This is a genomic window from Streptomyces canus, assembly GCF_001514145.1.
Classification (GTDB): Bacteria; Actinomycetota; Actinomycetes; order Streptomycetales; family Streptomycetaceae; genus Streptomyces; species Streptomyces canus.
In genome coordinates this window covers 215,947-235,356 of record NZ_KQ948658.1, presented here as the reverse complement: position 1 = coordinate 235,356, position 19,410 = coordinate 215,947, and the positions used below count along the sequence as shown (strand labels likewise).

The following is a 19,410-nucleotide window of genomic DNA, read 5'->3' as shown; positions in this document are numbered from 1 at the left end:
ACTGCCTTGTCCGTATTTGTCGACAGGCGTGTAACAGCGGTTATCGGGCGGTCCGAACGCGGGAATCTCCGCTGCATGAACCACAACGCCCCGCACCCCCCGCTCTCCCCCCGCCCCCTGCGTCACCTCTCCGAGGTGCACCGCCGTGTCGTGACGGCCGGCCGGCTCCGTACGAGCGGTGTCTCGGTCGCCGAAGCGAACGAGCAGTGCCGGCCCGGCGGCCCCTGGCAGCAGATCCTCCCGGGTGTCTTCCTGCTCCACCCGGGCCCGCCGACCAGCGAGGAGCGTCTGCACGCGGTGCTGATGTACGCGGCACGGGAGTCCGCCGCCGGGGTCCCGGCCCAGCCGGGCGCTCAGGAGCCGCACCGCCCGGTGTACACGGAGGCGATGATCACCGGCCTCGCGGCGCTGACGCTGCACGGCTTCAGCTCGACCCCGCCGCTGCTCTCCCTGGACCGGATCGACGTCCTGGTCCCGAGGATGCGCCGGCTGCGCTCGACGCGCGGCGCGCGGATCGTCCGCACATCGCCGCTCCCGGCCGCCGAACAGGTCACCGGCGTCCCGGTCGCCCCGGTCCCGCGCGCCCTCGCCGACGCGGTCACCGAACTGACGGACGCGGGCGCGGTACGCCGGCTGCTGACGGAGGCGGTCCGCGGCGGCCACTGCGAACCGGCCGCCGTCGTCCGGGAGCTGAACGAGGCCAGGCTGCTCGGCCGCCCGCACGTGGTGGACGCGGTGGACTCCCTGCTCGCCGAGGGCCGCGCCATCGCGGAGGACCGCCTGTACCGCATGGTCCAGGAGTACGGCCTCCCGGACCCGGTGTGGAACGTGGATCTGAGGCTGCCGGGCGGGCCGCACCTGGGCGGCCTGGACGCGTACTGGCCGGAGCAGGCGGTGGCGGTCGAGCTCGACACCCGCGCGCCCCGGCAGGGCCGTCGGCAGGAGGACGACGCCGTGTGGTCCGAGTACGCCCGCAAGCGCGAACACCTGGAGCGCCTCGGCATCACGGTCGTCCACGTCACCCCCCGCAAACTCCGCGACGCGATGGAACAGCAGGCGACGGTGATCCGTACGGCCCTCATGGCCTCCTGCGACCGGGATCCCGCCGCGTATGTCGTGGTGCTGCCCCGGTAGTGACGGACCGGGGCAGGACCAGGAGGGGAGAGGAGGGGCCACGGCGCCGGGGAGCCGGGGCCCCTCCTCGTCGCGAGCGTGCTGCGCTAGAACAGGTCGGGCAGCGCCGGGCGGGGGATGCCCGCGGCGGCGCGGTCCAGCAGGGCCGCGTACGACGCGATCATCCTCGTACGGCTGAAGCGTTCGCGGTTCGCCGTGAGGGCCGGAGCGAGGTCGGCGCGTGCGGCCGCCGCCTGTGACCAGGCCGTCGCGATCACCTCCGGGTCCGGGGCCGTGACCAGCCCGTGGCCCGCCACGATCGCCGCGCTGTCGCCGACGTCCGTCGCCACCGGGACCGCGCCGCACATCATGCCCTCGATCAGGCACAGCGGGGCCGCCTCGCCCCAGGCGGACGTGAGGGCGACGACGTCGGAGGCGGCGTACAGCATCTCCATGTCGCGCCGGACGCCCAGCAGGCGCACCCCCCGGTCCGCCAGGGCCGTCGCCCCTTGGAACGCCGTCGCGAGGTCCGTGGTGAGCCCGGGGTTCTCCGCCGTCATGCCCGCCCCGCACATCAGCACCTGTCCGTCCGGGACCCGGCCGAGCCAGGCGCGGGCGGCGGCGAGCAGCAGGGGGACGTTCTTCATGCCGTCGTAACGGGCGGCGAAGACGACCACGGGGGCCGCGGGGTCGATGCCGAGCTCCGTGCGGACCGCGAGGCGGCGGGCCGCGTCGGGGCGGAAGCGGAAGAGGTCGACGCCGTTGGGGATCACGTGGAGCAGGTGGGAGGGGATCCCGGCGGCCCGGTACGCGGCCCGGGTCGACTCGGCGCAGCAGACGCAGGCCACGACCGTGCCGTCGGCGATGGCCGCCTTCAGTTCGTCGAGGGCGGTGCCCTGGTTCTCCGGGTCGGAGCGGTGCAGACAGACCACGACCGGGCGGCGCGGCAGGCCCGCCTGGTTGAGCAGCGCCAGGGGCTGTTCCTTGAGGGAGAGGATGACGTCGGCGCCGGCCGTCGCCCGGGCTGTTCCGGCCAGCTCCGGGCCGGTGAAGTCGGCCGAAACGCCGTTGCCGTTAAACGTGCGGCCGAGGGAGGTGACGCCCACGCCGGCCGCGGTCAGCGCCCGGTAGCAGGTGTCGTCCTCCATCCGCTGCCGGGTCGCCTCCCGGTGGACCTCGCCGTGCAGGCTCAGCACCTGATGGTGCTGGCCGCCCTCGGTGAGGCCCAGCACGATGTCGCTGTGCACGATCCGGGCCCCACCGGAGAAGAAACCCTCGTACACCGACAGCACTCGCAGTTCGTGTCCCGTACGCACACGACCACCCGCCTTGCACACAGATCGAGCCATCCCCGTGAAGTGCGGGTTAGCCGATATGAGGCGGTACAGACATTACGTCCGGATGAACGGCGTGCTTCGGGTCCGAGTCGGTGCGACTACTCGCCACAAAACTCCGCCTCGACCACCGCGTCGGTGTCCCCCGACCAGTCGGCGTTGAAGTTGAAGGCGACGGAGTGCCGGCCGTCGGCCGTGGTCACGGCCACGGAGCTGGAGCCGTGAATGCCGCCGTCGTGGCCCCAGACGTGAACCCCACAGCTGAGCTTTCGGTCCATGAGACCGAGACCGTAGCCGGCGTTCGGGATGCCCTCGACGGCCACCGTCGTCTTCATCTCCTTCAGCTGCTTCGGCGGGAGCAGCCGGCCCTTCAGCAAGGCCGCGTAGAAGCGGTCCAGGTCGGCCGAGTCGGAGATCATCTCGCCCGCCGAGGAGGCGAGGGAGGGGTTCAGTCTCGTGACGTCGTACGTCGGCCCCGTCGCCGTCCGGGCCAGTTTGGAGTAGGCCCGGCTGCTGGGCTGCGGGACGGTGACACTCGTGCCCGGCACCGAGGTGGCGGTCAGGTGCAGCGGGTCGATGACGCGGTGCCGGATCTCCTCGCCGTACGACCGTCCGGTGACCTTCTGGATCACCATGCCGGCCACGACGTAGTTGGTGTTGGAGTAGTTCCACGACGTGCCCGGCGCGAAGTCCGGCTGGTGGGCCATGGCGACCGCGACGAGCTGCTCGGGCGTGTTCGTGTCGTAACGGTGCTCGAGGAAGCCGTCCTTGAGGAAGTACGTGCGCCCGAAGGTCTCGTCCGCGGTGTAGTTGAAGATCCCACTCGTGTGGTTGAGGAGCTGCCGGACGGTGATCCGGCTTCCGTCGTGGCCGTTGCCGTGGACCACGCCCGGCAGCCACTTCTCCACCGTGTCATCGAGCGACAGCCGCCCCTCCGCCTCCAGTTGGAGCAGCACGGTGGAGACGAAGGTCTTGGTGATGCTGCCGACGCGGTAGCGGTCGTCCACCGAACGCGGCGCGTGCGTCTTGAGGTTGCCGACCCCGGCGGTGGTCGACCAGGTGCTCCCGCCGTCCTTCGCCGTCAGCGTCACACCCGGGACGCCGTCCTGCACCGCGGCGCGGACGGCCTTCCGGGTGGCGTCATGGCCGCCGTCCCCGGCTCCGGCCGCCATCGCCGGCGCGGCGAAGCCCACCGTGAGCGCCACCGCCGCCGTCGCCACCACCACTGTCGTACGTACCGTCATGTCTTCCCCCTGTCCGGGCACGCTCGGCGAGCGTGATCGGCGGGAGAGACCCGCGCCCGCGAGGGAAGGTTGAGGTGATCAGAAGAGTTGATCCGTTTTCAGCCCTTCTTGAGGACCAGCTCCGTGTTCCGGTCCCCCGGGCCGCCGCCGAGCGTGCTGCTGGAGCCGGGGGCGTTGTAGGCCAGTTCGCGGTACAGGGCCGCGAGGCCGGTCTGGGAGAGGTCGGCGAAGTCGGTGCGGTGGGGGGCCGCGGACTCGACCAGGGTGGTGAAGACCGAGACGGTGCCGTCCTTGTTGTCGACCAGCTCGATGACCCGGGCGAGGTGCGGGAAGTCGATGTGGGAGGCGGTGGAGATCTCCCAGAAGGAACGGCCCCCGGGCGCCGAGTGGGCGGTGATCGCATTGCGGTGGATGTGCCCGTTGATCCAGGCCAGGACGTTGCTGTGGCCGGTGAGGAGGGCGACGACCTCCTGGCCGTTGTGGCGGCGCTCGCCCGGGTGGGCCGGGTCGGGGCGGGTGTTGTCCATCGAGTCGCTGGTGTGGTGGCTGAAGACGACGACGTAGGAGTCCTTGTTCTCCCGCAGCGTCCGGTCCAGCCACCGCAGCTGCTTGGTGCCGACGGACCCCTGGAAGTGACCGCCCGGGTCGGTGGTGTCGAGGCTGACGCCGATGACGTCGTCGGCGATGCGGAAGCTGTAGTACTGGGTGCCCGCGTCGAGGTTGGCGGTGGAGTAGCCGTGGCCGACCGGGCCCACGCCCCGGTGCGCGGGGTCGAGGTGGGCCGTGAGGTAGTCGCGGGCGGTGTAGGGGGCGCGCCGCTCGTCGGGGGTGATCGAGCGCATGTTCCGGGCGTGCGCCTTGAGCAGGTCGCGGAAGGCGTGGCCCTGGGGGTCGTTGCCCTTCCTGAGCATGTTCTGGAGCTTCTTCGACTCGGACGCGGGCAGCGACATGAGCTTCTTGCCGCCGACGGCGTACTCGGCGAGCCAGGAGTCGCCGTGGCCGAAGCAGCCCAGCGGCAGGCTGTCGTGGTTGCCGACCGTCGAGTACCAGGGGATGTTGAGGCCGGGGCTGTTGAGCTCCCGGATCGCCGCGGCCAGATAGCCCGTCAGGTGCGGGAAGCCGAGCTGCTTGTCGGCGTCGCGGGTGCTCGAGTCGGGCTGCCAGTACTGCTTGAGGCCGCTGTTCTGGACGCCCTCGTAGTGGCGCGGGTCCCCGGAGTTGGGGGTGACGCGGCCGCCGCTCATGACGGTGAGGAACCAGTCCAGCTCGGTGCGGGAGTTGTTGTCCGTGTTGTCGCCGGTCGTCATGGCGAACTGGAGCGGGGCGCCGGTGGCGGGGGCGCCCCGCAGGGCGTTGATCCGCTCGACGAGCGAGATCGCGCCCGGCACGGTCAGCGCCTCCTGGGGCCGCCAGGCGTGCACGTCGGTCGAGCGCAGGTACTCCAGGCGGATCGGGTGCTGGCTGTCCATCAGATGCAGGTCGGTGAGCTGCACGAACGCGGCCAGCGGGGTACGGCGGCCGGCCCGCCCGGCCTTCGGGGCGGCGAGGTCGGAACGCACCTTGCGGCTCCAGCCGGCGCCGTCGCCGAGGCGCCGGTAGCCGGAGCTCGTGCGCGGGGCGGCGATGGAGGCGACGGTGGTGCCGCGGGTGTACGGGGCGAGGGGGGCCGCGACCGGAGCGGCCTGGTGGACGGGCTGGGCCACCGGCGCCTCGGCGGGGCCGGCGGTCGTCGCGGCCTGGCTGTCGGTGGGCCGCAGGGCGTAGCCGACGCCCGCGGAGACGGCGGCCGCGCCCGCGGCGGCGAGGACGGTACGACGGTGGACCGCCGGCGTGGTGCTGGCGACAGAGCGTATGCGCGACATGGCGCGATCTCCCCGAGTGCGAACTGCGTCGGCAGTGGTCGCGGGAGTCGCTGGTGCGAATTTCCCGCTCGCTCTGGATGCTTGGCACCGGGAATGACCTGTGCGTGAACGAGACGGCAACGCGCAACGCCGATCACCGTACGTGGATCTTGGGCCACCCTGCGCGTTCGGGAGCGCTCGTCGAACGGCCCGGGCGCGGTCACTCCGTGTTCATCTTCCGGGGTACGACACCTATTCCGCGGGCCGCCCGGCAACCGGCCGCTCCCGCCACAGCCGCAGGCCGAAGTCGACCTGCGGCACCCGGTTGAGCCCCGGTACCGCGTCGAGGTCGTGCCACTGGGCCATGTCCGTGGAGCCGCCGACCTCGAACCGCAGTTCGCCGCCGGTAATGCGGGCCTCGTACACGAGCCCCACGTGGTGCCGGTCGACCGTGCGGCCGAAGCGGCGCCGGGACGGGAATCGCACCGACCGCACCCCGAGCAGGCCGGTGACCTCGACGCTGTATCCCGTCTCCTCCTCCACCTCCCGCAGGACGGTCTCGTGGGGATCCTCGCCATGGTCCATGCCGCCGCCCGGCAGCGTCCATTCCCGCCGGTCGCCGTCGATCCAGCGGGCGAGCAGGATCTGTCCGTCGCGGACGCATATGGCGTAGGCCGCCACCCTCAACGTCTTGCGCATAGGAGGAAGTTAGTGCGCCGGGTCCGGATTGGCCGGTGAGTATTCGGGCGCGGACCAGCGCAGGGGGAGCGCCGACGGGGTCTCGACGGTCTCCCGTACCGTGAAGCGGACCCTGCGGTCGTCGCCGAACTCGGTGCTCGCCTCGCCGGTCAGCTGGAGGACCGTGCCGGTCGTCCAGTCGAGGAACAGCAGGCCGGCCCGGGGGTCGGCGGCGAGGTTGCCGAGGGTCAGGAACATCGAGTTGCCCGGGTAGTCGCGCCAGCTGAGCTCGCCCGGTGAATCGACGCGCACGAAGCCGGGGTTGCCGCCCCGGTGGCTGACGTCGGCTCCGCCCTCGTGCACGGAGGCCAGGAAGAAGGTGTCGGCCGCCGACACGAACTCGGCCTGACCGGGGGTGAGTTCAGCGCCGTGCCGCGCAGTGCCTCGGTGCCGGTCGGCCACGACCTCGTACGACGTCCTTCTCTGCAGGTACTTCGGACAGTTGGAGAACACCTGGTCGGCCTCGATCGCGAACCCCCGCGCGGTGGGCCCGAGTCGGCCGTTGAGGCGCATACGGCGACGGGTGCGGGGGTCGAGGGCGATCGTGCCGACGGGTGTGCCGGGCGTGGCGAAGGCGGTGGCGAGGGGGTCGGCCGGGGACCAGCCGCCGGTGACGGAGATCCGCTGCGGGCCCGTCGCCCGGACGAAGCCCGGCGCCCCGGTGAGCGGTGACGCCCAGACCCGGCCCGTCGAGGGGTCCGCGGCGCCGGCGACCAGCAGCGGCTGAAGCTCCAGGAAGGCCGCGGCGACCTCCCGGATGCCCTGGCCGACCGAGCGGCCCACGTGATCCGCCTGCGCGCGCACGCCCACTCGGTCCTGCACGGCCCGCGAGCCCGCGTGATAGACCCCCATGACTAGAAGAACCCGCAGGTCGGAGCCGCACCGGAGGGAGCCGGGGACTCCTCGGCGCCGCTCGGCACGGAGATCTCCAGGCGGGTGCCGTCGGGGTCGTGGAAGAAGATGCCGCCCGACCCCGCGCCCTCGCGGTGGGCGACCACGCCCTCATAGGCGAAGTCCACCCCGTACGCCCGCAGCGCCTCCTCGTACTCCCTCACCTTCTCGATCGTGTCCGCTTCCAGGGCGAGGTGGTGCAGGCCCGCGCGCTGGGAGGCGTACGGCTGCCCGGCCTGCTGCCAGAGGGTGAGGGCGAGGTTCTCGCCGTCGCCGAGGAAGGCGTAGCGGCGGCCTTCCTCCTTGCCCTCGGCGAGTGGCGTGAAGCCGAGGACGTCCCGGTAGAAGGCGAGCGAACGGTCGAGGTCGGTGACGTTCAGGCCGATGTGGCCGGTGCGCAAGGTCACGGCTGTCCCCTTCAGCTTGGATGACTCGCTTATTTAACCCTTGTGAGTGACTTTAAAGGTTAGGAGCGGTGGATGCAACCGGTCACGTACTCTTGACCGGTTAGTACGGAAGGGAGCCCCCACATGCCCGCCACCCGCGACCCCCGCCCGCTCACCGGCGAGCCGCTCGCGCTCGACCTGCTCAACACGCGGTGGATGAGCGAGGGGACCCTCCAGGACCTCCTCACCGACGTCGACGGGCTCGCGGTGTGGCTCGACTCGACCGGACTGAGCGGCAGTTACACCCCCGACGACAGGATGCTGCGGCACGTCCAGCAGGTTCGGGAGGCCCTGCGCACGGCGGTGGACGGGTCACTGGAGAAGGGGGCGCCCCTGGTCGACGCCGTCCTGGAGCACGGGCGGGTCCGGGTCGCACTCACCCCTCAAGGGCCCGTCGAGCAGCCGGAGTTGAGCGACCCCGACTGGGGCCCCGCCTGGCTCGCCGCGCGCAACTACCTGGAACTGCTCACCGCCGCGCCGGACCGGATCCGGTCGTGCGCCCACGACGCGTGCGTGCTCCACTTCTTCGACACGTCGAGGAACGGCACCCGGCGCTGGTGCTCGATGGCGACCTGCGGCAACCGCGCGAAGGCGTCCCGGCATTACGCGCGCACCAAGGACGCTTGAAAAGGCTGACCAAAGGGCCCGTATCACGAATTGCCCGCTTTGGCGCACCCCTTCACCGATGTCCCCAAAGGGCATCGCGGGTTTTCCCCATACACCCATATCGATTCGGTCAACTCTCCCTAAACATCCTTCCCATGCGTAAAGCTGTGCGGTCATCCGGGGTCTTCTTCCGGATCACCGTGACCAGGACCGATCGGTCCCGGTCACCAACCCGCTCGTTCCTTTACCTACAAGGGATGCCGATGACCCTCACCCCCCAGCAGGCGCCGATATCGGGCGCGAGACGTGTGGCGCGCATAGCGGTGGCCGCCGGTCTGGTCGCCGCGCTCTCCGCGGCGGGGCCGATACCGATGGCCTTCTCCGCCGCCGCTGACGACGCCCCCGCCGCCTCCGACCCGGGCCTCAAGTCCGCCGACGAGAAGCTCGGTTCGGACGACGCCGACGCACTCGCCGAGGCCAAGGCCGACGGCGCCAAGAACATCACGCTGATGGTCGCCACCGCCCCCGGCAAGACCGAGCAGGTCGCCGAGGAGCTGGACGCGGTCAAGGGCGGCCTGGTGGGCCTCACGTACGACAAGCTCGGTTACGTCCGGGCGACCGTCCCCACCGCGAAGGCGGACTCGGCCATCGCCGCCGCCGCGAAGCTCTCGTCCGTGCACGGCATCGACGTCAAGCAGGACATCCCGCTGGACGACCCGACGCCGAGCGCCGACACCGCGAAGGGCGCCGCGCACAAGGCCACGAAGACCTACCCGGCGCCGAGCGCGAAGACCCCCGCCGAGAACCCGTACAACCCGTCCTTCGAGACGGGCGCCGTCGACTTCGTGAAGGACCACCCGAAGGCGGACGGCCGCGGGGTCACCATCGGCATCCTGGACTCCGGCGTGGACCTCGGCCACCCGGCGCTGCAGAAGACCACCACCGGTGAGCGGAAGATCGTCGACTGGGTGACGGCGACCGACCCGGTCTCCGACGGTGACGCCACCTGGCGGCGCATGACCACCGCGGTCTCCGGCCCGAGCTTCACCTTCGACGGCCGTACCTGGACGGCGCCCGCCGGGTCGTACCAGGTCAACCTGTTCCGCGAGGCCGCGACCACGGGCGGCGACGCCAAGGGTGACGCGAACCGCGACGGGGACACCACCGACACCTGGGGCGTGCTGTACGACAAGGCCGCCGGGACCGTCCGGGTCGACCTGAACAACAACCAGAACTTCGCCGACGACACCCCGATGAAGCCGTACAAGGACGGCTACCAGGTCGGGTACTTCGGCACCGACGACCCGTCGACCGACGTGGCCGAGCGCCAGCCGTTCGTCGTCGAGATCCGCAAGGACGTCGTCTTCGACGCCGCCGGCAACAAGGCCGACTACGTCAACATCGGCGTCATCGAGTCCGAGCACGGCACCCACGTCGCCGGCATCACCGCCGCCAACGGCCTGTTCGGCGGCCGGATGAACGGTGCGGCCCCGGGCGCGAAGCTCGTCTCCTCCCGTGCCTGCACCTGGACCGGCGGCTGCACCAACGTGGCGCTGACCGAGGGCATGATCGACCTCGTCGTCAACCGCGGTGTCGACATCGTCAACATGTCGATCGGCGGCCTGCCGGCGCTCAACGACGGCAACAACGCGCGCGCCGAGCTCTACACGCGCCTCATCGACACCTACGGCGTCCAGCTGGTGATCTCCGCGGGCAACTCCGGCCCCGGCGCGAACACCATCGGCGACCCGGGCCTGGCCGACAAGGTCATCTCGGTCGGCGCGACCATCTCCAAGGCGACCTGGGCCGCCAACTACGGCTCGGCCGTGGAGAAGAAGTACGCGATGATGCCGTTCTCCTCGCGCGGTCCGCGTGAGGACGGCGGCTTCACGCCGACCCTGTCCGCCCCGGGTGCGGCCATCAACACCACGCAGACCTGGCTGCCGGGTGCCCCGGTCGCCGAGTCGGGCTACACGCTGCCGGCCGGCTACTCGATGCTCCAGGGCACCTCGATGGCCTCCCCGCAGGCCACGGGCGCCTCCGCGCTGCTGATCTCGGCCGCCAAGCAGAAGCACATCGCGCTGACGCCGGCCACCCTGCGCACCGCCCTGACCTCGACCGCCGACCACATCAAGGGTGTGCAGGCGTACGAGGAGGGCGCGGGCCTCATCGACATCGTGGACGCCTGGGACTCCATCAAGGACGGCGCCACGGCTCACGACTACACGGTCAAGGCGCCCGTCGACACCGCGATCGACCAGCTCCTGAAGACCCCGGGCTACGGCACGGGCATCTACGACCGCGAGGGCGGCCTGAAGGCCGGCGTCAAGAAGTCGTACGAGGTCACCATCACCCGTACCTCCGGCGCCGACAAGGCGATCCGCCACGAGCTGCACCTGGAGAACAACGCCTCCGGCACCTTCTCCATCGTCGGCTCGGACGAGATCAAGCTGGGCCTGAACAAGCCGGTCACCGTGAAGATCGCCGCCAAGTCGCCGACCGCCGGCCTCAAGAGCGCGATCCTGGAGGTCGACGACCCGAGGACCGAGGGGATCGACAAGCAGATCCTCAACACGGTCGTGGTCTCCTCGCCGGTGAAGTACACCTACACCACGTCGAACACCGTGCAGCGCAACAGCACGCAGTCGTACTTCGTGACCGTCCCCGAGGGCGCCAAGTCCCTCGAGGTCGCGATCGGCGGGCTGAAGGACAAGAGCCAGACCCGGTTCATCGCCATCCACCCCTACGGCGTCCCGGTCGACAACACCGGCACCCCGTACTGCTACAACAACTACCTCGACGGCAACGGCTGCAAGCCCGACGCGCGTTCGTACGCGGACCCGCAGGCCGGTGTGTGGGAGATCGAGGTCGAGTCGCGCCGCACCTCGCCGCTGCTCGACAACCCGTACAAGCTGGACGTCGCCGTCTACGGCGCGCTCTTCGACCCGGAGACCGTGACCGTCCCCGAGGCCAAGGTCGGCACCCCGGCCACCGCCTCCTGGAAGGTGACCAACACGCTCGCCGCGATCGACGGCAAGCTGGCCGGCGGTCCGCTCGGCTCGTCCAAGACGGCCCGTCCGACCATCGCCGAGGGCGCCACCCAGACCACCACGGTCGAGGTGCCCGCGGGCGCGAAGTCGCTCGACGTCGCCATCGGCAACGTCTCCGACGTCTCCGCCGATCTGGACCTGACGGTCTACGACGCTTCCGGCGCCGTGGTCGGCCAGTCCGCCGACGGTGACTCGGAGGAGGCCGTCTCGGTCGCCTCGCCCGCCGCCGGCACGTACACCATCGAGGTCGCCGGCTACGCGGTCCCGGCCGGCTCCACGGCGTACGACTACCAGGACGTGTTCTTCTCCAGCACCCTGGGCACCGTCACCGTCTCCGACGCGCCGGTGAAGCTCGCCACGGGCGCCTCGACGACCGTCTCCGGCAGCGTCACCGCCCTGGCGGCCGCCCCGGAGGGCCGTGAGTTCTTCGGCCAGGTCAGCCTCGTCAACGCGCGCGGCACGGTCGCGGGCGTCGGCAACGTGAAGATCGAGAAGGTCACGCCGTAACACTTCTCCGTACGGCGACAAGGGGCGGGCGTCCGTGAGGGCGCCCGCCCCTTCGCGTGCCTCAGCAGGACAGCGTCCGCGACTCCGGCAGCGACGCGGTGATCCAGGCCCGCTCCCGGGCGATCGCCTGCTCCCCGACGACCCAGTGGTCGGGGCTCGGGGAGCCCTCGGACACGCCGAACAGGACGCGGGTGCCCTTGGTGAGGGGTTCGGGGAGGTCGTACTCGCTGATCACATAGGTGACGTGGTCGAGGTCCCGGGTCTTCTCGAAGTAGTGGCTCACGTCCACGGTGACCTGGAGTTCCCCGGTGGCGGGCAGCTCCTTGACCGCGGTCACCTCGCCCTCGGCGACCGTGGTGGCGCAGGCCAGGTACCGCGGGCTGCCGAAGCGGACGCCGGACTCCGCCTTGGAGGCCCCCGAGTCGTCGCTGGCGCCCGAGGTGATGTTCTGCACGCCGTTGTGGCCGGCCAGCCAGCCCAGTCCCGTCACCACACCGGCGACGGCGGCCGCCGCGAGGGTGCCGAAGGCGAGGGCGCGGGCACGGCGGCGGGCCCGGGAGGGCCGTAGCGGAACGGGTTTCGGGGCGGTCGGCGGCGCGGCGAGCGTCTCGCCGAGGATCCCGAGCTGCTCCCTCAGCAGGGCGACGTCGGCCTCGGCCGCCCGGTACTCGGCCAGGAACACGGCGTCCGCGCGGGCCTCGTCACCGAGCTCCTCGCCGGTGATCGCGGCCATGAGCGCGTCGGTGTCGTACGTCTCGTTCTCGGCGCTCATGTCACACCACCTCGTCCTCGTGCAGACGGGCGCGCAGGGCCCGCACCGCCGTGTGCAGGCGGCTCTTGACCGTGCCCTCCGGGACGCCCAGCTCCTGGGCGATCGAGCGCACCGGCAGGTCGGCGAAGAACCGCAGCACGAGGACCTGGCGCTGCTGGTCGGGCAGCTCCTCCAGGCCCTGGGCGACGGAGAGGGAGAGCACGCTGGTGTCCTCCCCGGAGGGGTGCTCGTGCTGCCTGAGGGAGGCCAGCCGCTCCCCCAGCCGCTCCTGGCGCTTCTTGGCCCGGTGCCAGTCCATGGCGAGGTTGGAGGCGACGACCGCGGCCCACGCGGACACGTCCCGTGGCGCCTCGTACCCCTTCGCCGCCCGCTCCAGCAACCGCAGGCGGACCTGCTGCACCCCGTCCGGCAGGTCCGCCTGCGGCACCCCGCCCAGGGCGAGCACGGCCCGCACCCGGCGTTCCTGCGCCGCGTCCAGGGGATCGTCCCCTTCTTGGACCCGGCGTGCCTTTCTGCGCAGCACAAGCCACCCCCTCACGCGTTTCCTCTACGACGCCGCGGCGCACGGAAACGTTCGCCGGATCCCCAGGAAAATCGCTGAGAGGTGTACGTCACACCGTCCGGCAGTCCATTCCTCGGGCATGGAGCGCAAAGAACTGGACAGGGGGACCCGGGTCGGCCGCATGATGGAAAAGCCTCGGTCAAGTGTGAAGAGATAGGGAGTCGCCGTGAGGGTCGGAATCGTCGGAGCCACCGGACAGGTCGGCACGGTCATGCGCGGGATCCTCAAGGAGCGCGACTTCCCGGTCACGGAGCTGCGCCTGTTCGCCTCCGCGCGCTCGGCGGGGTCGGTCCTGGACGGCGTGACGGTCGAGGACGCGGCGACGGCCGACTACACCGGCCTGGACATCGTGCTGTTCTCGGCGGGCGGCGCGACCTCGAAGGCGCTGGCCGAAAAGGTCGCCTCGCAGGGCGCGGTGGTGATCGACAACTCCTCGGCCTGGCGCAAGGACCCCGAGGTCCCGCTGGTCGTCTCCGAGGTGAACCCGCACGCGATCGCGGACCGCCCCAAGGGGATCATCGCCAACCCGAACTGCACCACCATGGCCGCGATGCCGGTCCTGAAGGTGCTGGACACGGAGGCGGGCCTGCAGACGCTGATCGCCACCACCTACCAGGCGGTGTCCGGCTCGGGCCTCGCGGGCGTGGCGGAGCTGCACGGCCAGGTGCAGAAGGTCGCCGCCGACGCGGACAAGCTCACCCACGACGGCGGGGCGGTCGACTTCCCCGAGCCGCAGGTCTACAAGCGCCCCATCGCCTTCAACGTCCTGCCCTTCGCGGGCAACCTCGTCGAGGACGGCCTGAACGAGACCGACGAGGAGCAGAAGCTCCGCAACGAGTCCCGCAAGATCCTGGAGCTCCCCGAGCTGAAGGTCTCCGGCACCTGCGTGCGCGTCCCGGTCTTCTCCGGCCACTCCCTGCAGGTCAACGCCCGCTTCGCCCGCCCGATCAGCCCGGAGCGCGCGACGGAGCTCCTGGCGGGCGCCCCCGGCGTGACCCTCTCCGACATCCCGACGCCCCTCCAGGCCGCCGGCCAGGACGCCTCCTTCGTCGGCCGCATCCGCCGCGACGAGACGGTCGAGCACGGTCTCGCTCTCTTCATCTCCAACGACAACCTCCGCAAGGGCGCCGCGCTGAACGCGGTCCAGATCGCGGAGCTGGTGGCGGCCGAGCTCAAGGGCTAGGCGCCGGGCCTGCGCACCTCGTAGAGGAAACAGCCGTACTCGACGGCCCGGACGTGGACGAGCGCCACGGACGGGTCGTCGAACGCGTTCCGGAAGGCGTCGTCGCCGACGGCCCCGACCAGCCGGCCGCCCAGAATGTGCCCGTCGGCGGAGTAGCGGCGCACGGTCCGGTGCGCGTCGGCGAAGGGGTGGCCGTTCCCGGCCGTCGGCCCGGCGCACTCCTCGGCGTGGAGGAAGACGGGGCCCTGCTCGTCGTACGCCCCCGGACGCGCCCCGGTCTCGGCCGCCCAGCGGCGCAGGGGGGCGTAGGAGACGAGGGCGATCCGCTCGCCGGGCTCGCTGCGGCGCAGACAGCAGCGCAGCGGCGCCCCGCCCTCGGCGTCGGTGAACGGGGCCATGGGGCGGCCGGCGTCGTCGGCGGTGCGGAGCTCCTTGAGGACCAGCGGTTCGACGGGGCGTGCGGTGTAGGTCGTCATGGGACCAGGCTGGCGCGGGCACGCGCGGACGACCGGCGGAATACGGACCTGGTGTTCGGGGTGGGCGGCGGCTCCCGGCGACGCGCGTCACATGGAAGGATGACCGAACCGCCGAACCTACACATAACGAGGAGATGACCGCGTGCCTGGCACAAACCTGACTCGCGACGAAGCTCGGCAGCGGGCGACGCTGCTCAGCGTCGAGTCCTACGAGATCGATCTCGACCTCTCCGGCGCGCAGGAGGGCGGTACCTACCGGTCCGTGACGACGGTGCGCTTCGACGTCACCGAGAACGGCGCCGAGTCCTTCATCGACCTGGTGGCCCCCACGGTCCACGAGGTGACGCTGAACGGGGACTCCCTCGACCCGGCGGAGGTCTTCGCGGACTCCCGTATCGCCCTGCCGGGCCTGCTGGAGGGACGCAACATCCTGCGGGTCGTCGCCGACGCCGCGTACACCAACACCGGTGAGGGCCTGCACCGCTTCGTCGACCCCGTCGACCAGCAGGCCTATCTGTACACCCAGTTCGAGGTGCCGGACGCCCGCCGCGTCTTCGCCTCCTTCGAGCAGCCGGACCTGAAGGCCACCTTCCAGTTCACCGTGAAGGCGCCGACCGGCTGGACCGTCGTCTCCAACTCCCCGACGCCGGAGCCGAAGGACGACGTCTGGGTCTTCGAGCCGACCCCGCGGATCTCGTCGTACATCACGGCCCTGATCGTCGGCCCGTACCACTCCGTGCACAGCGTGTACGAGAAGGACGGCCAGTCCGTCCCGCTCGGCATCTACTGCCGCCCCTCGCTCGCCGAACACCTCGACTCGGACGCCCTCTTCGAGGTGACCCGGCAGGGCTTCGAGTGGTTCCAGGAGAAGTTCGACTACGCGTACCCGTTCAAGAAGTACGACCAGCTGTTCGTGCCGGAGTTCAACGCGGGCGCGATGGAGAACGCCGGCGCGGTCACCATCCGCGACCAGTACGTCTTCCGGTCCAAGGTGACCGACGCCGCGTACGAGATGCGCGCCGAGACCATCCTCCACGAGCTGGCGCACATGTGGTTCGGCGACCTGGTCACCATGGAGTGGTGGAACGACCTGTGGCTGAACGAGTCGTTCGCCACCTACACCTCCATCGCCTGCCAGGCGTACGCCCCGGACAGCCGGTGGCCGCACTCCTGGACCACCTTCGCCAACTCCATGAAGACGTGGGCGTACCGCCAGGACCAGCTGCCGTCCACGCACCCGATCATGGCCGAGATCCGCGACCTGGACGACGTGCTGGTCAACTTCGACGGCATCACGTACGCGAAGGGGGCTTCTGTTCTCAAGCAGCTCGTCGCCTACGTCGGCATGGACGAGTTCTTCGGCGGCGTGCAGGCGTACTTCAAGCGCCACGCGTTCGGCAACACCCGGCTGTCCGACCTGCTGGGCGCGCTGGAGGAGACCTCCGGCCGCGACCTGGGCACCTGGTCGCAGAAGTGGCTGCAGACGGCCGGCATCAACATCCTGCGCCCGGAGATCGAGACGGACGCGAACGGTGTCATCACCTCGTTCGCGATCCGTCAGGAAGCCCCGGCCCTGCCCGCGGGTGCGAAGGGCGAGCCGACCCTGCGGCCGCACCGCATCGCGGTCGGTCTGTACGAACTCGACGGCGACAGCGGCAAGCTGGTCCGTGACGAGCGCGTCGAACTGGACGTCGACGGCGAGCTGACGGCCGTACCGGAGCTGGTCGGCAAGCGCCGTCCGGCGGTCGTGCTGCTCAACGACGACGACCTGTCGTACGCGAAGGTCCGCCTCGACGACGAGTCGCTGGCCTTCGTGACCGAGCACCTCGGCGACTTCGAGTCCTCGCTGCCGCGCGCGCTGTGCTGGGCGTCGGCGTGGGACATGACGAGGGACGCGGAGCTCGCGACCCGCGACTACCTCTCCCTGGTCCTGTCCGGTATCGGCAAGGAGTCCGACATCGGTGTCGTGCAGTCGCTGCACCGGCAGGTGAAGCTGGCGATCGAGCTGTACGCCGCCCCCAGCGCCCGTGAGGCCCTGCTGACCCGCTGGACCGACGCCACGCTGGCCCACCTGCGGGCCGCGGCGGCGGGCAGCGACCACCAGTTGGCGTGGGCGCGGGCGTTCGCGGCCACGGCCCGTACGCCGGAGCAGCTTGACCTCCTGGAGGGGCTGCTCAGCGGATCGCAGGTCGTCGAGGGCCTGGCCGTCGACACCGAGCTGCGCTGGGCGTTCGTCCAGCGGCTGGCCGCCGTGGGCCGCTACGACGAGTCGGAGATCGCCGGCGAGTACGAGCGGGACAAGACGGCGGCGGGCGAGCGCCACGCGGCGACCGCCCGTGCCTCGCGGCCGACCGAGGAGGCGAAGTCGGAGGCCTGGGCGCAGGTCGTCGAGTCCGACAAGCTGCCCAACGCCGTCCAGGAGGCCGTCATCGGAGGCTTCGTCCAGACGGATCAGCGTGAGCTGCTCGCGCCGTACACGGACAAGTACTTCGAGGTGGTCAAGGGCATCTGGGAGTCCCGCTCGCACGAGATCGCCCAGCAGATCGCGGTCGGCCTCTACCCGTCGCTCCAGGTCTCCCAGGAGACCCTGGACAGGACGGACGCCTGGCTGACCGCGGCCGAGCCCAACGCGGCCCTGCGGCGGCTCGTCTCCGAGTCCCGCGCGGGCGTGGAGCGGGCGCTGAAGGCCCAGGCCGCGGACGCGCAGGCCGGTCAGTAGCACGGCGGGAGGCGGATGACCCCGGTCATCCGCCTCCCGCACACACCGGCCGGGCGGTGCCCAGCATCGGCGCACGCGCAACCAGGCCGCCCTCAGCATCGGCACACGCGCAACCGGCCGTGCTCAGCATCGGCGCACACGCACCCTGGCCGTGCTCAGCTTTCCCCACCCACCTGGCGGGCCGTGGCGAGCACCGCACACGCGCACCCCGACCGTCCCCAGCATCGGCACACGCGCAACCGGCCGTGCTCAGCCTCGACACACACCCCGACCGTGCTCAGCTTTCCCCACCCACCCACCTGCCGGGCCGTGGTGAGCACCAGCACACGCGAACCCCGACCGTCCCCAGCATCGGCACACGCGCAACCGGCCGTGCTCAGCCTCGACACACACCCCGACCGTGCTCAGCTTTCCCCACCCACCCACCTGCCGGGCCGTGGTGAGCATCGGCACACACGAACCCCGGCCGCCCTCAGCATCGGCACACGCGCAACCGGCCGTGCTCAGCCTCGACACACACCCCGACCGTGCTCAGCTTTCCCCACCCACCCACCTGGCGGGCCGTGGCGAGCACCGCACACGCGCACCCCGACCGTCCTCAGCACCGGCACAAACGCAACCCGGCCGCGCTCAGCTCTCCCCGCACACCAGCCGCGCCGTGGTGAGCATCGTCCTCACATGCAGCCCGGTCTGCACGGCCACCGGCACCCACCGCAGGTCGTACGTCTTCTCCAGTTCCCGGCTCCACTCGCGCACCAGGTCGTCGAGGATCTCGGCGGCCCGGGGGTCGGTGCGGGCGAGGGCGCGGCTCGCCATCGCCGCCACTCTGAGCGGGATGCGGCGGGCCGAGATGCCCCGGGTCGCGAAGTGGCCGCGGAACCGCCCGGGTTCCTCCGCGGCCCAGCTCTCCACGATCGACGGCGCCACGTCGAGGAGTTCCCGCGCCGCGTCCCGCAGCGGCGCGAGATCCTCCGGTACGGCCGCGTCGAGCCGTGTCCCGAGCACGGCCGCGAGCTCCCGGCTCCGGCCCAGCAGCACCTCGCCCAGCCGCGCCCTCTCGCGGTCCGGGTCGGTGACGGGCCGGGCGTCGCTCACCGAGGGAACGGCCCAGGCGGGGGTCTCGATCAGGGTGGTCAGGGTGCCGTGGCGGCGGGGATGGAACCAGGTGCTCTCGGCGACGAACCCGCTCGGATCGCGCTCGCCCTCGCCGTGGCCGTCGGGCAGCACCAGGACGCCGGGCGGGTCGAGCCGCCAGTCGGGGCCGTCGACGGGGTGGCGGTCGACGGGGACGCGCAGCCGCGCCGCCGTGTCCCGGAAGGCGTCCGCGGCCCCCGGTACCTCCCGGGTCATCATCACGAAGGCGCCGCCGAATTCGATGCCGTGCAGGGTGAACTGGGCGACCGGCCGCAGCTCGTCGAGGAGCCGGACCAGGGCGGCCGACTCCGGGAGCGGCTTGCCGGGAGGCATGGGCAGGGACTCCGGCTGACGGGCGAACGCGGGCCGGTAGAAGTACCGGTGACATTCCGTCAGTGACGGCTCCGGCTCCTCCGGCTGCCAGCCGTGCGCGAGGCGCGCCCCGTCGGGGTCGAGGCAGAGCAGGAAGTGCCAGGTGCAGCCGAGGGTTTCGAGCAGACCGGGCCGGCGGGCGAGCAGGGCGGCGAGCCGCAACGCCGAGGCCCCGCCCACCGGTTCGTTGGCGTGGGCGCCGGCGACGGAGAGAATGTGGCGGTCGCCGTGTCCCGCGGACAGCAGCCACAGCGGGCGTCCCGCCCGGCTCTCCCCGACCTGGCCCAGCCGCAACAGGCCGGGGGCGGCGCGGACCAGCGCACGGGCCCTTCGCTCCAGTTCGTCGACTGCCGGATAGAGCGAAGTCCGCACGCCGGTCCTCCGAACGCTGGTGATCCGATCAAGCACCCTGGGAATTACTG

At 71.4% G+C, this 19,410-nt stretch carries 15 protein-coding genes; 5 read left to right on the top strand and 10 right to left on the bottom strand.

Translation table 11 applies throughout. The annotated features are described in order from the left end of the window. The first annotated feature begins 75 nt into the window (after positions 1-75). A complete protein-coding gene (locus AQJ46_RS10545; protein ID WP_059205319.1) occupies positions 76-1,134 on the top strand; it encodes a hypothetical protein in 1,059 nt (352 codons plus the stop codon). An 86-nt stretch (positions 1,135-1,220) separates the two neighbouring features. Here the strand turns inward: AQJ46_RS10545 and AQJ46_RS10540 are convergent, their stop codons facing one another. The 6 genes from AQJ46_RS10540 to AQJ46_RS10515 form a co-directional block, all read right to left on the bottom strand. Next, a complete protein-coding gene (locus AQJ46_RS10540; RefSeq protein WP_059205318.1) occupies positions 1,221-2,405 on the bottom strand; it encodes a glycosyltransferase in 1,185 nt (394 codons plus the stop codon). A gap of 143 nt (positions 2,406-2,548) precedes the next feature. Beyond that, positions 2,549-3,691 (bottom strand): serine hydrolase domain-containing protein, encoded by a 1,143-nt coding sequence (locus AQJ46_RS10535; RefSeq protein ID WP_208616909.1) that lies wholly within the window; start codon positions 3,689-3,691, stop codon positions 2,549-2,551. A gap of 98 nt (positions 3,692-3,789) precedes the next feature. Further along, the gene (locus AQJ46_RS10530) at positions 3,790-5,553 is read right to left on the bottom strand and encodes a TIGR03767 family metallophosphoesterase (RefSeq protein WP_059205317.1); all 1,764 of its coding nucleotides are present in this window, start codon (positions 5,551-5,553) and stop codon (positions 3,790-3,792) included. A gap of 231 nt (positions 5,554-5,784) precedes the next feature. Next, complete coding sequence (locus AQJ46_RS10525; protein ID WP_059205316.1) at positions 5,785-6,231, bottom strand: NUDIX hydrolase; 447 nt, start codon at positions 6,229-6,231, stop codon at positions 5,785-5,787. 9 nt (positions 6,232-6,240) lie between these two features. Continuing rightward, the gene (locus tag AQJ46_RS10520; RefSeq protein ID WP_059205315.1) at positions 6,241-7,122 is read right to left on the bottom strand and encodes a pyridoxamine 5'-phosphate oxidase family protein; all 882 of its coding nucleotides are present in this window, start codon (positions 7,120-7,122) and stop codon (positions 6,241-6,243) included. Positions 7,123-7,124: 2 nt separating this feature from the next. Then, on the bottom strand, positions 7,125-7,568 hold the full coding sequence (locus AQJ46_RS10515) for a VOC family protein (protein WP_059205314.1): 444 nt from the start codon (positions 7,566-7,568) through the stop codon (positions 7,125-7,127). Between the two features lie 123 nt (positions 7,569-7,691). On the opposite strand from AQJ46_RS10515, the gene AQJ46_RS10510 reads away from it, so the two are divergent. Both AQJ46_RS10510 and AQJ46_RS10505 read left to right on the top strand, forming a co-directional pair. Continuing rightward, positions 7,692-8,234: a CGNR zinc finger domain-containing protein gene (locus AQJ46_RS10510; protein ID WP_059205313.1), complete on the top strand. Its 543-nt coding sequence runs from the start codon at positions 7,692-7,694 to the stop codon at positions 8,232-8,234. A gap of 242 nt (positions 8,235-8,476) precedes the next feature. Then, positions 8,477-11,770, top strand: coding sequence for a S8 family serine peptidase (locus tag AQJ46_RS10505; protein ID WP_059205312.1), 3,294 nt, complete (start codon positions 8,477-8,479; stop codon positions 11,768-11,770). A 61-nt stretch (positions 11,771-11,831) separates the two neighbouring features. Here the strand turns inward: AQJ46_RS10505 and AQJ46_RS10500 are convergent, their stop codons facing one another. Together AQJ46_RS10500 and AQJ46_RS10495 are read right to left on the bottom strand one after the other, a co-directional pair. Continuing rightward, entirely contained in the window at positions 11,832-12,542 is a 711-nt protein-coding gene (locus AQJ46_RS10500) for a hypothetical protein (protein WP_059205311.1), read from the bottom strand. A 1-nt stretch (position 12,543) separates the two neighbouring features. Further along, positions 12,544-13,065, bottom strand: a complete 522-nt coding sequence (locus tag AQJ46_RS10495; RefSeq protein WP_059205310.1) for a sigma-70 family RNA polymerase sigma factor — start codon at positions 13,063-13,065, stop codon at positions 12,544-12,546. A 205-nt stretch (positions 13,066-13,270) separates the two neighbouring features. Between AQJ46_RS10495 and AQJ46_RS10490 the strand changes: the two genes are divergently transcribed. After that, positions 13,271-14,287 (top strand): aspartate-semialdehyde dehydrogenase, encoded by a 1,017-nt coding sequence (locus AQJ46_RS10490; protein ID WP_059205309.1) that lies wholly within the window; start codon positions 13,271-13,273, stop codon positions 14,285-14,287. Here the strand turns inward: AQJ46_RS10490 and AQJ46_RS10485 are convergent. Then, complete coding sequence (locus AQJ46_RS10485) at positions 14,284-14,763, bottom strand: DUF1203 domain-containing protein (protein ID WP_059205308.1); 480 nt, start codon at positions 14,761-14,763, stop codon at positions 14,284-14,286. The two genes, AQJ46_RS10490 and AQJ46_RS10485, sit on opposite strands and share 4 nt — an antisense overlap. 142 nt (positions 14,764-14,905) lie before the next feature. On the opposite strand from AQJ46_RS10485, the gene pepN reads away from it, so the two are divergent. Then, the gene (gene pepN, locus AQJ46_RS10480) at positions 14,906-17,482 is read left to right on the top strand and encodes an aminopeptidase N (protein WP_059205307.1); all 2,577 of its coding nucleotides are present in this window, start codon (positions 14,906-14,908) and stop codon (positions 17,480-17,482) included. A gap of 630 nt (positions 17,483-18,112) precedes the next feature. Here the strand turns inward: pepN and AQJ46_RS10475 are convergent. Further along, a complete protein-coding gene (locus tag AQJ46_RS10475) occupies positions 18,113-19,360 on the bottom strand; it encodes a M14 family zinc carboxypeptidase (RefSeq protein ID WP_059205306.1) in 1,248 nt (415 codons plus the stop codon). Positions 19,361-19,410 lie beyond the last annotated feature (50 nt).